The sequence below is a fragment of the Bacillus sp. UMB0728 genome (genome assembly GCF_002858875.1).
Lineage (GTDB): Bacteria > Bacillota > Bacilli > Bacillales > Cytobacillaceae > Bacillus_AB > Bacillus_AB infantis.
Genome location: NZ_PKLA01000004.1, coordinates 159,734 through 173,450 on the forward strand (window position 1 = coordinate 159,734; position 13,717 = coordinate 173,450).

Below are 13,717 nucleotides of genomic sequence, written 5' to 3' on the forward strand. Positions count from 1 at the left end.
AACGGTTATCGAAATAATTATCTATAGTTTTCAATCTGAATTTTCCAGTTTTTTTGATTATTTAAAATCTGATTTTCTTTTCTGCCGGGAAGGGGATTTGTTGTTCAGCCCGCTGTATGTTTGTTAGAATGAAAAAATGCTTACATATGAAAGGATTGATTTTTTGAATTTAAGAGAAGCTGGAGAGTATTTTGGAAATATTGATTGGGGAGCCCTCGCTTTCTCTGCAGGGGCAGCCATTCTAAAACTTGCAGCCATCTTCATCATTTTTTTGATTGTAAGAGCTGCAGGCGGCAGGCTTATTTCAAAGAGCTTCGACACTTTTGAACAGCGGGAGAATATTTCTTCGGCACGGGCCCAGACGCTTAAAAGCCTGACAAGCAATGTTTTTTCTTATGTACTGATTTTTATTGTTACCGTAACCGTCCTGCAGATTTTTGGGATCCAGGCTACTGCTATCCTGGCTGGTGCCGGTGTTGTGGGTCTTGCTATCGGCTTTGGCGCCCAGGGCCTTGTGAGCGATGTGGTTACAGGCTTCTTCCTGCTTCTTGAGAAACAGATAGATGTAGGAGATTATGTCACAGCTGCCAGCTTTTCCGGCATTGTCGAGCAGGTTGGCCTCAGAACAACGCAGATCAGGGGATTTGATGGAACGCTCCATTTTGTACCCAACAGGGAGATTACGAGCCTGAGCAATCATTCCCGCGGAAACATGAGAGCACTTGTCGATATTGGCATTTCCTATGACGATGACATCGATAAAGCAATCATGGTTCTCCAGGAGGCATGCGACAAGGTGAAAGCGGGTAACGAGAGCATCATGGACGGACCGAATGTGATAGGCATACAGTCCCTTGGCTCCTCGGACGTGGTTCTGCGCATTATAGCAAAAACGCAGAATATGGAGCAGTGGGGCGTTGAACGGGAATTGCGCAAAGCGCTGAAAGAAGCGCTCGACGCCAACGGCATTGAAATCCCGTATCCGCATCAGGTCTATATTGAAAAAAGCAGCAGTAATTGAAGAAGGCCGGGCAGATGTTTATCGGGCTGCAAAATTTTATATTAAAAAAGGATGCTCCTCATCGGATCATCCTTTTATCTTTCTTGCAGCTTTATTGGTTCCCTTTGTATTCCAGATAAGTCGTCATATAAGAGATTGCTTTTTCTATTGCCTCTTCCTTTGGCTGCAGCCGGGAATGATGCAAACCGAATTCCGAATCTGCCCCCAGCCAGAACATGAACCCCGGAATTTCGCTCAGCATATAGCCAAAATCTTCGCCTGTCATCGCTTCCTTGCATTCAATCACCTCTGCTTCAGTTCCGGTGCGCAAAAAGTCCATGAACTCCCTCGTGAGCACTTCGTCATTATAGACCTGATGGTACATGGCACCATAATCTATCGTCGCTTCGCATTCAAAGCCGGCTTCGGTGCCTTTGACCAGAGCCTCTATCCTTTTCTTCACCCTTGCCATGGATTCCACAGAAAGGGTCCTGATTGTCCCCTCAAGCCTTGCTTTCTCGGCGATAATATTCTGGACCGTCCCGCCGGTGATTTTTCCAATCGTAATGACCGCGCTGTCCAGAGGATCAACATTTCTTGCTATGACCGTTTGAAGCTGTGAGACAAGTGAGCATGCAGCGACTATCATGTCATTTGTTTGATGAGGATAGGCGGCATGCCCTCCTTTTCCCTTTAAATCAATAAAAAGCTCTGAAGTATTCGCAAAGAGGAGCCCTTCTTTAACGGCAACCGCCCCCGCCGGGTATTCTGGAGCGATATGGAGTGCCGCAATCATATCAGGGCGCCATTCTTTCATAATATCCGATTTCAGCATCGGCTCCGCACCGCCAGGTCCCTCCTCTGCAGGCTGGAAGATAAACAAAAGATCATCTTTTACACGGTTTTCCGAAAAATAGGCAATAAGGCCAAGGGCAATGCTCATGTGGAAATCATGTCCGCAGGCATGCATATTGCCTTCATGCCGGGATGAAAATCCGAAGCCCGTTTCCTCGGTAATCGGAAGGCCGTCGATATCAGCTCTATAGCCGATCAGCTTGCCAGGCATTGTCCCGTTCAGTTTCACAAAAATGCCTGTTTTCCATGTTCTGATCTCCATATTGGCCTGGTCAAGTGTCCCCAGATAATCAAGCAGATACTGCTGTGTTTTGAACTCTTTATATCCCAGCTCGGGAATCTGGTGCAGATCCCTTCTAATCTGAATGAACCGATTCATATGTTCTCTCTCCTTTAAATGTGAAAATCCTGCGTAAAAAAGGTACAAAAAAGGACCGGTCTCCCTTTTGGAAGGCACGGTCCTCCAGCCTGCCTTTACAGCTGGCGAAGCTCCTGCTTGATTTCAGTCTTTGATTTTGTCTTTTCGTCAATTTCCTTGATGACGCGTGCCGGAGTGCCAGCCACTACTGTGTATGGAGGAACATCATCAATAACAATGGCGCCTGCTGCAACAACAGCACCCTTGCCTACTGTAACGCCCTCCAGGACAACGGCATTTGCTCCGATGACTACGTCATCTTCAACGATAACCGGCTTGGCTGAAGGCGGCTCAATGACACCTGCAAGAACAGATCCCGCCCCGATATGGCAATTCTTCCCGACAGTCGCACGGCCTCCAAGGACCACATTCATATCAATCATCGTGCCTTCGCCTACAACCGCTCCGATATTGATGGAAGCACCCATCATGATTACTGCATTGTCCCCGATTTCAACCTGATCCCTGATAATGGCACCCGGCTCGATCCTCGCCTTGATGTTTTTCATGTCAAGCAATGGGATCGCTGAATTGCGGCGGTCATTTTCCACAACATAGTCTTCAATCTGTGAAGCATTTGCTTCAAGCGCCTGGCTGATTTCAGCCCACTCTCCAAACACTACTGCAGTATTGCCGGTTAAGAAGGTTTTAGCAGACGGACCGAAATCCAATCCTTCCAAATCGCCCTTTACGTATAATTTAACCGGTGTTGATTTTGTGCTATTTTGTATGAATGAGATAATCTCATTTGCGTCCATCATTTTCATGTGACAGGCCTCCTATGTATGTAACTAGCATTACTTTAACAAACAAAAGCACCGAAAACAAGAAAAAAACCTAATTTCCCCCCTCTTCTACATGCTCTCTTATCAATTCCGCAAATGCTCTTACCTGCTTCAGCCTGAAGGCAGACTCATAGCCCAGCAGCCAAGTATCCCGTTCTATTGGTTCATTGTTCTCATCCAATAACGGAATCTTAAATATATCCTTTTCTGCTCCGTTAAGCGTGATTGCCGGAAGGATGGCATAGCCGATGCCATTAAAGGCCATTTGTTTGCATGTTTCAATCTGATCTACAACAACAGTCCTTTTAGGCGGGGTCTTGAATTGCCTCATCCACCAGTCCTGGATTTCCTGATAATAATTAGAGTCGCTTTTGAACTGGATGAATGGCCGGTCTGTTTCAAGCACCTGCTCAGGCCGGGTGATTTCCTTGTCAACAAGGTAGAGGCTGTCCTTGAACAGATGGATTTTGACTCCCTTCCAGTCAGGAGTTCCGCGAATGATGCCGATATGTACCTGATCTTCATACAGAGATTTGGAAATTTCGCTGCTCCAGCCTGTCATAAGGGATATTTTAGCCTGAGGATACCGGCTGATATACTTTTTCAAAACCTGGGGAAGCCAGTTCTGCCCGACAATGGAAGCAACGGCCAGCTTTAAAGTCCCATGCACCTCTGAGTTAAGGGCCCCGATGGATTCTTTGACCTTTTCTTCTCTTCCAATGACCTCATTGGCAAACTGAATCACCAGCTCGCCGGCAGGGGTCAGGGTAAGACCCTTCTGAGAACGCACAAACAATTTGGTTTCCCATTCTTTTTCAATCGACTGCAGCCTTTGCGACAGGGCAGGCTGTGAGACAAAGAGCCGTTCCGCCGCCTTTCTCATATTCATTTCCTGAGCCAGGACCGATAATAGATGAAATTCAGAAAGTGCTGACATATAATCTTCCCCTTATTCACTTTATAACTTTTTCTTATATTATATCTTAAAAATTTCCGATTTTCATTATGAACATGAAATGAATACAATGATAGCGAAGGAGGGATGAAATGGAATATACTCTTTTAATATTTATAGGTTTTTTGTCTGCTTTTATCGGAACACTTGCCGGGAGCGGCGGACTTATCGGAATGCCCTCCATGCTCCTGCTCGGCATTCCTGTCCACACTGCAGTTGCGGCGGCTAAATTTTCAAATATCTTCAGTTCTTTCTCCAGCTTTTTCTATCTGCTGCGGAAAAGGGAAATTGGTTTGAGAGACTGTTTACAGACTCTGCCTTTCGGGCTTGCGGGAGGAGCCACAGGCGCTCTACTGGCCAACAGCATCCCGGAAAAAGCCATGACGATGCTTGCAGCTTCCCTGCTGGTTTTTGCGCTTGTCATCACAATGCTGAAGAAGCCGGCGGAAACTGCCGGCGAGTCAGGCATCACACCGCGATTATTTCCGTCCATCTATTTTATAGGGGCATATGACGGGCTCTTTGGACCTGGCCAGGGAACCCTGCTTATGTATACCTTTTTGAATAAGGGATTTAATTATATCAGGGCGGTGGCTTTCAGCCGATTCCAGACATTCATCAGCTGCTTTGCATCGTTCACAATCTATCTTGCAGCAGGAAACTTCCAGCTCAGGCCTTCCCTCTGTCTGCTGACAGGATCTCTCCTCGGTGCCCATCTCGCTGTAAGGGCAGCTGGTAAAATCAATCCCCGCTGCCTGAAAAGGCTTCTTCATGGTATCACCATTCTCCTGATCATCCAGCTGTCAGCAAGACTGCTGCAATGATGCAGCCAAACTCTTTGTAAAGAAAAAAACAGCCCCCTCAGGAGCTGCTGAAATTATTTCCTGTTCAGTCTGCGCACATGCTTGTTCAGCCGGTCAAGGAGTGCTCTCCTTGTTAATATTCCCTCAAAGAAGCCGTCATCATTTTCGACGCAGACAAAGGGATGATCAACCAAAAGCTCTATTGCCAGCTTCATATCCGAATCTGCTTTTAGGCGGGGAATATTTTGATTCATGCATGCCTCCACCCGTTTTTCCTCCAATTTTTCAAACTCGATCCTTTCGATCCCGAGGATGGAATCCATGATGGAAGGAGTGCCTATGAGGCCGTGGAGTTTATAGCCTGGATCCAGTACAGGAATCGCTGTATAGCCGCTTTTGGTCAGCACAAGCACGGCATGCTCCAAGGTATTGCCAATTTGTACATGGGCTACCCTTTCAGAAGGGATCATAAGGTCCCTGATGCTTATTTCCAGATACTCACTACTGTGAAGACTTATCATAGCCGAAACTCCTCAAATGAAAGTGTTTACTTTTTCATTTTATCATATTTTTTCGGCGCTGGCCTTCTTACCCTTTGCTGGTAGGAATATCTTTTATGGTAAAACGGCATTTTGGGCATCTATAAATAACATTCTGGTTGGATTGTGCCGTTAATACCTGTTCCATGCTTTCATCCTCATGGCATTTCGGACATTCAACTGTCGGAAACATGGATTCACCCCTTTTATCTATTAGGATAGACTGATTTTTGAAGTTTATCCTGATGCATAGGCAGGCATACTCATGGAAAACGCAAAAAAGGAACCTCGAGGGTTCCTTTAAAGGGAATTGCGTTATTGGATGAGATCAAAGATTTCAATTGTAATCATATCCATATTGTCAAACTGGTATCTTTTTGGCTTTTCTTTGTCATTATATACTTCCAGCTCGTATGTCTCTGTTTTTGGATGATAAGTAACCTGGCATTTTCTTTCGCCATTCACCTCAAAGAAACGCTGGGCGGGTTCCCCGCTGCCTGACTGTTCCTGTAAATTCTTTAGACGTGTTAATATACCTTGAAGCTGTGACATGCTCCCTCTCCTTTCGAACAAAACCAAATCAAATATATGCCGCCATTATATATGAAGGACATTGGAAACCAAATTCCAATCGGCAGCATCGGCGGAGCTGCTCCATCCTTAAGCCGGCGAACCTGCATACGGGAAAGCTCCGTTCCTTTTCCTTCATACAAACCTTCATCTTGCTCTTAGGTTTCACTTTCAGCATGTTTCTATCCCAAAGATTTAAAATCAGAATATTCGAACCGTAATTCTTTACATGCCAATATTAACAGCATAAAATAATGACATGCTTTGTACAAGCAAAAGCTTCGGAAAAGGACGTGATTTTTTTGCAAAAGCCGGCAAAGTTAGCCGAAAAGCTTTTTTTAATCGATGGTTACGACCTGAATATGGAAGAGCGGACAGGAACTTACATATTGGCTGAAGACAGCCTTGCCATCATTGAAACCTCAGCAAGCCCTTCAGTCACAAGAATCCTTGATGGGCTCGAAGCGTTAAACCTCTCTGTCAAAGAAGTGAAATATATCATCCTCACCCACATTCACCTTGATCATGCCGGGGGAGCTGGACTTTTGCTCAAATCATGCCCGCAGGCAAAAGTGATGGTCCATCCAAAGGGCGAAAAACATCTGGCAGATCCATCCCGCCTGATTGCCGGAGCAAAAGCCGTATACGGCGATCAATTTGAAGCTCTCTTTGATCCGATACTCCCAATCCCGCCAGACAGGCTGGAAGCAATGGAGGATGGAAGGGAGCTGAGGCTGAGCGATACATGTACACTAGCCTTTTTTGATACACCAGGTCATGCAAACCATCACTTCAGTGTCTATTATCCCCCTGAAAACGGAATGTTTACAGGCGACACGGCTGGCATTTTCTATCCTCAGCTTTATAGGGAGGGCACTGAATTTTACTTGCCTTCCACTTCGCCAAATCAATTCAGTCCTGAAAAAATGCTGGCTTCCATCTCTTTGTATGAATCAAGAAAACTTGACTGCCTTTTCTTCGGGCACTATGGCATATCGCGAAATCCTGCAGAAGCATATTTTCAGGTCAGGAGCTGGCTTGAAATATTCATTGAAGAAGCAGAAACAGCCTTTCACGCCGCTTCACATAATGAAGCACCTGGCCAAATAGCCTCTCGCCTCAAAAAGAGGGTCTTTGCCCATTTAAGCCAAAAGGGCATTGCGGACGACCATCCTATATACAGCCTGCTGTCACTTGATTTAGAAGTGTCAGCGATGGGGCTTGCGGATTATTTGGCAAAAAGGGACAATAAAACGGAAAAACTGCGGTAAAGAGCATAATAGCCTTTCATTAAAATATGGTATATTTGATGTGCAACGAAAATTAAGGAGCAAATTCAAATGAAGCAAATTACCCTATATTCTCAGCCAGACTGCCCGCCATGCGAGATTTCCAAGCGCTTCCTCCAGGAATACGGCTTTTCATATGAAGTGAAGGATATCAGCACCGATAAAAAAGCCAGGGACGAATTAACCAAAAGATATAATTCCTACTCCACTCCAACCTTTGTGATCGATCAAACCGTCATAACTGGTTTTGACCTGGAAAAGTTAAAAGCAGAGCTGAATATCGAATAGGAAGAAGAGCAGGCTGCAGCCTGCTCTCTTCTTTATGCCTCCATCAGCAGCAGCCTTTTATCACTGCAGCTCAGGGTCAGGCCGGGAACCGGCAAAACGCTGCCGGCCATCGGTTTAAGATTATCCGCATCCCTTGAGAATCCGGTCCTGTCATTGGATCCTTTGTATACTAAATCAGAAGTCGCACTTGATAATATATTCAGGGGCGCCTCATCATAAAGCCATTCTGCCACTTTCCAGCCTGAATCAGTTTTTTCGATCCGGATGCCTTCATAATGTCCTGCATAAGCAGTTGGACCTTCGTTCATTGCTGGAAAATATTCAAAAACAAGAATTTTTCCAGGATCAATGACCACTTTCGTCTCCTCCGTAAACTCAAAGAACGGTATATAATACAAACCAAAGTCAGTTCCGTAAATAATATTCCCGTTCCCTTCCTCTGACAGGTTCTCCTGCAGAAAGAGGCTTGCATAGCTGTCTGTAAAATAAGGGTCAAGAACAGCTTCTATCTCTTCCAGCGATCTTGGCTCCTCACTCAGAGATGTCTGCGCTTCAAAAGCACTTTCCAGGAACTGCAGCACCTCTTCCCTGTTTTCCAGAGCATGGTCTTCAGCAGCTTCTGCACCTGCCTTCGGAAGCATAAACGCCAGAATGGCTGCAGCAGACAGGATAATCATCCTTTTTATATACACAAATCCTTCCTCCTCATTGTTTATTTGTCATAATCCGTGAAATTAAAAAACAAATGATTTTTTAGAACAGTTCTTACATTTATTAAAGAAATTACCCGATTTAAGGAAGGACTAACAGTTTTCAAGGAATTTCACCTGTACATTTATTGGAAGAACAAAAGCGCAAGCTCTTAATCATCCCGACAAGCATTAGACGAACCTCCCAGAAAAGCGTTCTTTGCCTTTTTGGGAAGTTTGGCTTGTGACCTCGGCGGAGCTGCTGGACGTTGATAAAATATTCCAAATGATTCACAGACATACGTTTAATAATTTCTTGAATAATAGGATTTATTAAACATTATTGTTGATTTGGGGCTGTATTTCAGCTGGCTGAAATACAGCCCCAAATCAACAGGGAACACTAACACAGCCAAATAATAAAAAAGAGACTGCCTGAACGGCAGTCCCTCCTTTTCATATCAGCTACCAGCTGACTGTAGTTGTGTAGTAGGCAATAAAGATGACTAAAAGAATGAAGCAGATGGCATATGTCAGAATGACAGGATTCCGGATGTAAGGATGATCCTGCACCTGCCGGGAAATGCTTGAATCCATATCTCCCTTTACCGCTCTCTGATTTCGCGCGATGGACATCGTATATAATAAGCCGGTCAGCAGAATGCCTGCAGCGATGATCAGAAGGATGGTCATAAAAGCGCTCATTTGAACTCCCCCCGGGAAAGTAGTATTCCTAATGTGCCACTTACCTTCAGGGACTATACAGGAAAAATCTTATAACAGACCTTCCTGGTCATACAAGAAAGAATAAGCAATATCTATGAAAAGGTAATCCTTTGAATGCAAAGGGAAAGAAAAAGTCCTGATGGTTTCCCCTGTTTCAATATCACTGTACAGATCAGACAGGATTCCTTTTTGGTCATTTCTCATCCTCACTATGTTTTCAAGGAAGTATGGGCGCCAGCTCCAGTTCTTCCTGTAATATTTATGCTGGATGATCCAGTCTCCATCCTTTTTGAAGATATTGGGGGACTGCTGGAAGCCTTCCACATCGCATACGTACATCCTGAAAGCAACTCCATCCATTTCCCCCGACAATGCCAGCAGAAGCTCTTCATAATCCTGAATTTTCTTGTACTTGGACAAAAGCTCCTGGATTTTAGTCTGAAATCCTTCAGCAGCTGCATGGATCTTTTCCAGCTTCTTTGTTTCATGGAGGATAAAACGATGGAATTCAGTTTTCAGCTTTTCCTTCAGGTAATCTTTCTCGATAGTAGCAGCCTGGGGTGTGGACAAATAAAATCCCTGGTAGTATCTTCCGCCATTTTTCCAGGCGAACTGCAGCTGGTACACCATTTCAATATTTTCAAACAGGAGAGTCGCCCCGATTCTTCTTGCCAGGAGGGAAAGAGAATACAAAATATCACGGTAGGATGCAGCTGACGCATTCGACCTGAGACCCTTTAGGTCCGCTTTAATGATATCAGGGGAAAGCTGGCCGATCCTGTCAAGCCTGCTGCTGTCATTCCCCATATTGTCAACGGCTATCTTGATTCCGTACGTCCTGTAGTAATTAAGGAGGTGATCGAGGTGTTCAAGATCTCCCTTGTAATTTCTTTCGGTAATCTCGAGTACAATTCTTTCGGGGCTGATGCCTTTATCCTGGTATTGCAAAAGGAGCTGCAGGAAATGCTCCCCGGAATCGTGCATGAGAAGACTGGCGTCCCGGTTGATGAAAATGAGCTCTTCCCCTTTCCTGCCGGCAAAATGATCGAGTGCTTTCATCAGGACCGTGTTATCCACTTCAAGCCTGTATTCTTCGGGGATGCTGTCATCCAGAAAAAACGGGCCAAGGCTTTCGGCCGAGCCGCCGGCAGTAAATCTCCCCAATACCTCATAACCGATAACCTTATGTTCGTCAGCACTGAATATGGCCTGGAAATGCGGTATAACGCGGTCAAGTTCTGTTAATATATCCAATGCATCCATCGCTTTTCCCCGCCTTTCATTTTAATTATTGGAGCCTGCCAAACAGGATGTAAGCACTCCCCGCAGCAGGCATATGGCCAAGTTCAACACCGCCGGAATAACTTTGGCCAGCCATGATAAAAATAAAACTGGAGCCGTTTCTTGATCTGGCATGGCCTGTTTTCGGAACGCCGGATAGAAGGAAGGGCCAGCCTTGAAAAATATGTATATGATCATCTTAATGCTTCCGCTGCTGGGCTGCAGCAGCCACCTCGACAAACAGGAGTCTGCAATGAAGGGCCAGTCTTCGGGTGAGATACAAGAAAACCTGTCAGCAGGCAAGGAGACTGCCGGGCAGCCTGAAAATGCTGCCGGCAGGGAGAAGGTTATATTGGATGTTCCGCTGATAAAGCAGAATCCTGAGCTGAAATATGGCTGTGAAGTGACGAGCCTTGCCATGATGCTCCAATACGCAGGAGTCAAGGCTGATAAAATGGACCTTTATCACAAAATAAAAAAAGATCCTGATCCAATTATAAAATCAAACAGGGATATTGTTCAATGGGGAAATCCTGCCCACGGGTTTGTCGGGGACATGACCGGAAAGCAAGCGGGCTATGCAGCCTTTGATAAACCGATCTTTGAACTGGCCCTGCAGTACCTTCCTGGCAGAGCAGTGAATCTGACGGGGAAATCCTTTGAAGACATTCTGTCACACGTAAGCCAGGGCTATCCTGCAGTAGTATGGACAACAGGTGATTACAGGCTTCCTGACCGATGGGAATCCTGGACGCATGAAGGAGAGTTAATTAAAACGCCGCTCGATTTGCATGCGGTAACCCTTGTAGGCTATGACTCACGGTTTGTTTATATAAATGACCCGCTGTCAGGCAAAAAACAGGTGCGCATCACAAAAGAAAAATTCAAATCCTCATGGCTTGCATTGAAATCCAGGGCAATTAGCTATAAATAAGAAAGAGCAGCGGCCTGATAGGCCGCTGTTCTCATAGCAGTTAAAAAGGATGCTGGTTGAGCCACTGGCCCCCATCCATTGAAATACATTCACCATTAATATAGGCAGCTTGTTCAGAAAAGAGGAAGAACGCAAGCCCGGCAATTTCCTCCGGCTTTCCAAGCCGGCCTAAAGGGACACTGTTCAAGGTTCTTTTCGCTGCTTCCTCTGACTCCCAAAGCTTTTCTGCACCGCCTGTCCTTTCAATAGGACCTGGCGCTATTGCATTAACACGGATGCCATACTTCCTGCCCCACTCAACAGCAAGCGTCCTTGTCATTGAAAGAACCCCCGCCTTAGCAGCCGCCGAGTGAATCACCCCCGGCCCGGCATCCCAGGCATAAGTGGCAACCATGTTGATGATGCTGCCTTTAATGCCCTTTTCAATCCAATACTTTCCGATTTCGCTGCTGCAGTAAAATGTTCCATTTAAAACGATATTAATGACTGAATTCCAGCCATTGGCGCTCAGGCTCTCTGCCGGGCAAATGAAGTTCCCAGCAGCATTATTGACAAGAAAATCAATGCTGCCAAAAGTATCATGTGCTTTTTCCGCCATCGCTTTAACATGCTCAGGCTCCCTGACATCCATTTGAAAAGGAAGCACTTCTCCCTTCGTTTCGATTTCCTTTTTAGCTTCCTCCAGCTTTTCCTTGTTGCGGCCGGTAATCATGACATTTGCTCCAGCTTCCGAGAATCTTTTTGCCATATATTTGCCCATCCCGCTCGATCCGCCGGTCACTATGACTGTTTTGCCTTCCATGAAAATCCCCCTCAAAAAATGAATAGTCGTTCATTATTCTATTTTAACATAAATGGAGAATTTTCTAATATTTTTAATATAAAATTATTAGAAAGAGATTTGGACAGAGTTTTTTCTAATTATTTCCTTTAATGTCACCTTGTTCTTCTATTTGCTGCGAATTGCCGCCTTCTTTTCCCCGCACTTGTCTGATAGTATAAATACGTATATTCATATATAGATAGGCTGGTAGATATATGACTAAAAAAATATCACGAAGATCATTTCTGAAAACAGCTGCCGGGTCTCTTTTGACAGCATTGGCGGCAGGCTCCGGAAGCTATTATTACGCGCGGGAGATTGAACCGAAGTTACTGGACACGGCCGTCCATAAGATAATAGATCCATCCATCCCGCAGGCCTTCAATAATTTCAGGGCTGTGCAATTCAGCGATACCCATATAGGCTTCCAGTACACGCTCGGCCAGCTTGAAAAACTCGCCGGCAAAATAAACAGCCTGGAGCCGGACATCATCTTCTTTACAGGGGATCTGATGGATGAACCTAATAAATTCATGCAGGCAGAGCAGATTGTCTCAATCCTTGAGCAGCTTAATGCCCCTTTCGGCAAATTTGCCGTCTACGGCAACCATGACCACGGCGGTTACGGGTCCGATATCTATAAAAATATCATTGAAAAAAGCGGCTTCAGACTCCTCCTCAATGAGTCTCATCAAGTGAAGCTTGGAGAGAACAGCATTTATATAGCGGGAGTTGATGATGCCATGCTCGGAAGGCCCGATTTGAAAAAAACGGCAGGAAGCATTCCGGAAGGACACTACAGCATCCTCCTGTCACACGCTCCGGACCTGGCAGACAAGGCATATGAAAATTCCTTCCACTTTCAGCTGAGCGGCCACAGCCACGGAGGACAGGTTAAGATTCCGTTTTTTGGGGCACTGGTCACCCCGCCTTATGGACAAAAATACTATGAAGGCTTTTATACAATCGGCGACACAGACCCTTTGACTCTTTATGTCAATCGAGGGCTCGGCACTACAAGGCTTCCATTCAGATTTTTATCCAAGCCTGAGCTGACACTTTTCACCTTCCATTCCTCCTGAGAGCAGACATCTGCACTCAGGAGGAAAAATACAGCCGCTGGTGCATATGCTGTAATAAACCTGTGAATGGAGTGGCTGCTTATCTACCATACAGTAAGGCAAGGCGAAACCCTGACAAGCATCTCAATGGACTACCGCCGCCCGATTGCCCAGTTATTGGCCGCAAACCCGCAAATCAGCAACCCCAATCAGATTTATCAAGGGCAAAGAGTGATGATTCCCGGACTTCCTGAGCCTTCAGCAATCCCGTATTCAATAAGCATTACGTTATCCACCCGCCGCTTGTCTCTCCTTAAAAATGGAATCCTGCAAAAAACCTATCCTGTCGGCATAGGCAAGATGCTGACACAAACACCGCCAGGCGATTATGTAATTGTTAATCGCGAACCCAATCCTGGCGGTCCTTATGGCATCATGTGGCTTTCTTTATCAAAAGCAGGCTACGGGATCCATGGCACCAATAACCCTGCTTCCATCGGCAAGGCAGTCTCCAAAGGCTGTGTGCGGATGAATAACCAGGATGTACTGGAACTTTCCGGAATTGTACCAAATGGAACACGGGTTATGATTAGAAATTGAAAGAACCCCATCCTGCAAAGATTGGCAGGATGGGGTTTTCCATTTTGATTAGAAATATTGGCTGCCCGTAATCTTTCTATTAGTTTCTTCCTGCCGGATTT

Annotated in this window: 16 protein-coding genes; 7 read left to right on the forward strand and 9 right to left on the reverse strand. The window is 45.5% G+C overall.

Annotated elements, in window-relative coordinates; genetic code table 11:
• Positions 1 to 136 precede the first annotated feature (136 nt).
• Positions 137 to 1,021 carry a mechanosensitive ion channel family protein gene (locus CYJ37_RS16645; RefSeq protein ID WP_101550718.1) on the forward strand — a complete coding sequence of 295 codons (885 nt, stop codon included), beginning with the start codon at positions 137 to 139 and terminating at the stop codon, positions 1,019 to 1,021.
• Positions 1,022 to 1,112: 91 nt separating this feature from the next.
• On the opposite strand, the gene CYJ37_RS16650 is transcribed toward CYJ37_RS16645, so the two are convergent.
• From CYJ37_RS16650 to CYJ37_RS16660, 3 genes are all read right to left on the reverse strand, one after another.
• Positions 1,113 to 2,234, reverse strand: coding sequence for an N-acetyldiaminopimelate deacetylase (locus CYJ37_RS16650; protein ID WP_101550720.1), 1,122 nt, complete (start codon positions 2,232 to 2,234; stop codon positions 1,113 to 1,115).
• Positions 2,235 to 2,329: 95 nt separating this feature from the next.
• The gene (gene dapD / locus CYJ37_RS16655) at positions 2,330 to 3,040 is read right to left on the reverse strand and encodes a 2,3,4,5-tetrahydropyridine-2,6-dicarboxylate N-acetyltransferase (protein ID WP_009794321.1); all 711 of its coding nucleotides are present in this window, start codon (positions 3,038 to 3,040) and stop codon (positions 2,330 to 2,332) included.
• Between the two features lie 70 nt (positions 3,041 to 3,110).
• Positions 3,111 to 3,995, reverse strand: a complete 885-nt coding sequence (locus CYJ37_RS16660; protein WP_009794320.1) for a LysR family transcriptional regulator — start codon at positions 3,993 to 3,995, stop codon at positions 3,111 to 3,113.
• A 110-nt stretch (positions 3,996 to 4,105) separates the two neighbouring features.
• Here CYJ37_RS16660 and CYJ37_RS16665 point away from each other — a divergent pair, with 110 nt between their 5' ends.
• Positions 4,106 to 4,837: a sulfite exporter TauE/SafE family protein gene (locus tag CYJ37_RS16665; RefSeq protein ID WP_009794319.1), complete on the forward strand. Its 732-nt coding sequence runs from the start codon at positions 4,106 to 4,108 to the stop codon at positions 4,835 to 4,837.
• A 53-nt stretch (positions 4,838 to 4,890) separates the two neighbouring features.
• Here CYJ37_RS16665 and cbpB read toward each other — a convergent pair whose 3' ends face one another.
• A complete protein-coding gene (gene cbpB, locus CYJ37_RS16670; RefSeq protein WP_009794318.1) occupies positions 4,891 to 5,337 on the reverse strand; it encodes a cyclic-di-AMP-binding protein CbpB in 447 nt (148 codons plus the stop codon).
• A 333-nt stretch (positions 5,338 to 5,670) separates the two neighbouring features.
• Positions 5,671 to 5,907, reverse strand: coding sequence for a YkuJ family protein (locus tag CYJ37_RS16675; protein ID WP_009794317.1), 237 nt, complete (start codon positions 5,905 to 5,907; stop codon positions 5,671 to 5,673).
• A gap of 320 nt (positions 5,908 to 6,227) precedes the next feature.
• On the opposite strand from CYJ37_RS16675, the gene CYJ37_RS16680 reads away from it, so the two are divergent.
• Entirely contained in the window at positions 6,228 to 7,196 is a 969-nt protein-coding gene (locus tag CYJ37_RS16680) for an MBL fold metallo-hydrolase (protein WP_035402799.1), read from the forward strand.
• Positions 7,197 to 7,265: 69 nt separating this feature from the next.
• Positions 7,266 to 7,502, forward strand: a complete 237-nt coding sequence (locus CYJ37_RS16685) for a glutaredoxin family protein (RefSeq protein WP_101550722.1) — start codon at positions 7,266 to 7,268, stop codon at positions 7,500 to 7,502.
• Between the two features lie 32 nt (positions 7,503 to 7,534).
• Here CYJ37_RS16685 and CYJ37_RS16690 read toward each other — a convergent pair whose 3' ends face one another.
• The 3 genes from CYJ37_RS16690 to CYJ37_RS16700 all read right to left on the reverse strand — a co-directional run bounded on the left by CYJ37_RS16690 (position 7,535) and on the right by CYJ37_RS16700 (position 10,180).
• Entirely contained in the window at positions 7,535 to 8,194 is a 660-nt protein-coding gene (locus CYJ37_RS16690) for a DUF3993 domain-containing protein (protein ID WP_101550724.1), read from the reverse strand.
• Between the two features lie 462 nt (positions 8,195 to 8,656).
• Positions 8,657 to 8,896, reverse strand: a complete 240-nt coding sequence (locus CYJ37_RS16695; RefSeq protein ID WP_009794313.1) for a hypothetical protein — start codon at positions 8,894 to 8,896, stop codon at positions 8,657 to 8,659.
• Positions 8,897 to 8,965: 69 nt separating this feature from the next.
• The gene (locus CYJ37_RS16700; protein ID WP_009794312.1) at positions 8,966 to 10,180 is read right to left on the reverse strand and encodes an EAL domain-containing protein; all 1,215 of its coding nucleotides are present in this window, start codon (positions 10,178 to 10,180) and stop codon (positions 8,966 to 8,968) included.
• A 193-nt stretch (positions 10,181 to 10,373) separates the two neighbouring features.
• On the opposite strand from CYJ37_RS16700, the gene CYJ37_RS16705 reads away from it, so the two are divergent.
• Positions 10,374 to 11,132 (forward strand): C39 family peptidase, encoded by a 759-nt coding sequence (locus CYJ37_RS16705; RefSeq protein ID WP_101550726.1) that lies wholly within the window; start codon positions 10,374 to 10,376, stop codon positions 11,130 to 11,132.
• Between the two features lie 40 nt (positions 11,133 to 11,172).
• Here the strand turns inward: CYJ37_RS16705 and fadH are convergent, their stop codons facing one another.
• Positions 11,173 to 11,934 carry a 2,4-dienoyl-CoA reductase gene (gene fadH / locus CYJ37_RS16710; RefSeq protein ID WP_101550728.1) on the reverse strand — a complete coding sequence of 254 codons (762 nt, stop codon included), beginning with the start codon at positions 11,932 to 11,934 and terminating at the stop codon, positions 11,173 to 11,175.
• 236 nt (positions 11,935 to 12,170) lie between these two features.
• Here fadH and CYJ37_RS16715 point away from each other — a divergent pair, with 236 nt between their 5' ends.
• Both CYJ37_RS16715 and CYJ37_RS16720 read left to right on the forward strand, forming a co-directional pair.
• Positions 12,171 to 13,037, forward strand: a complete 867-nt coding sequence (locus CYJ37_RS16715; RefSeq protein WP_094768868.1) for a metallophosphoesterase — start codon at positions 12,171 to 12,173, stop codon at positions 13,035 to 13,037.
• Positions 13,038 to 13,103: 66 nt separating this feature from the next.
• A complete protein-coding gene (locus tag CYJ37_RS16720) occupies positions 13,104 to 13,616 on the forward strand; it encodes a L,D-transpeptidase family protein (protein ID WP_180827372.1) in 513 nt (170 codons plus the stop codon).
• Positions 13,617 to 13,717 lie beyond the last annotated feature (101 nt).

Excerpts from the sequence above, each read along its gene's own strand:
- CYJ37_RS16720 (WP_180827372.1), top strand. The coding sequence starts at position 13,104 with ATGGAGTGGCTGCTTATCTACCATACAGTAAGGCAAGGCGAAACCCTG.
- CYJ37_RS16660 (WP_009794320.1), bottom strand. The coding sequence starts at position 3,995 with ATGTCAGCACTTTCTGAATTTCATCTATTATCGGTCCTGGCTCAGGAA.
- CYJ37_RS16650 (WP_101550720.1), bottom strand. The coding sequence starts at position 2,234 with ATGAATCGGTTCATTCAGATTAGAAGGGATCTGCACCAGATTCCCGAG.
- CYJ37_RS16675 (WP_009794317.1), bottom strand. The coding sequence starts at position 5,907 with ATGTCACAGCTTCAAGGTATATTAACACGTCTAAAGAATTTACAGGAA.
- cbpB (WP_009794318.1), bottom strand. The coding sequence starts at position 5,337 with ATGATAAGTCTTCACAGTAGTGAGTATCTGGAAATAAGCATCAGGGAC.
- CYJ37_RS16665 (WP_009794319.1), top strand. The coding sequence starts at position 4,106 with ATGGAATATACTCTTTTAATATTTATAGGTTTTTTGTCTGCTTTTATC.
- CYJ37_RS16645 (WP_101550718.1), top strand. The coding sequence starts at position 137 with ATGCTTACATATGAAAGGATTGATTTTTTGAATTTAAGAGAAGCTGGA.
- CYJ37_RS16685 (WP_101550722.1), top strand. The coding sequence starts at position 7,266 with ATGAAGCAAATTACCCTATATTCTCAGCCAGACTGCCCGCCATGCGAG.
- fadH (WP_101550728.1), bottom strand. The coding sequence starts at position 11,934 with ATGGAAGGCAAAACAGTCATAGTGACCGGCGGATCGAGCGGGATGGGC.
- dapD (WP_009794321.1), bottom strand. The coding sequence starts at position 3,040 with ATGAAAATGATGGACGCAAATGAGATTATCTCATTCATACAAAATAGC.
- CYJ37_RS16695 (WP_009794313.1), bottom strand. The coding sequence starts at position 8,896 with ATGAGCGCTTTTATGACCATCCTTCTGATCATCGCTGCAGGCATTCTG.
- CYJ37_RS16700 (WP_009794312.1), bottom strand. The coding sequence starts at position 10,180 with ATGGATGCATTGGATATATTAACAGAACTTGACCGCGTTATACCGCAT.
- CYJ37_RS16715 (WP_094768868.1), top strand. The coding sequence starts at position 12,171 with ATGACTAAAAAAATATCACGAAGATCATTTCTGAAAACAGCTGCCGGG.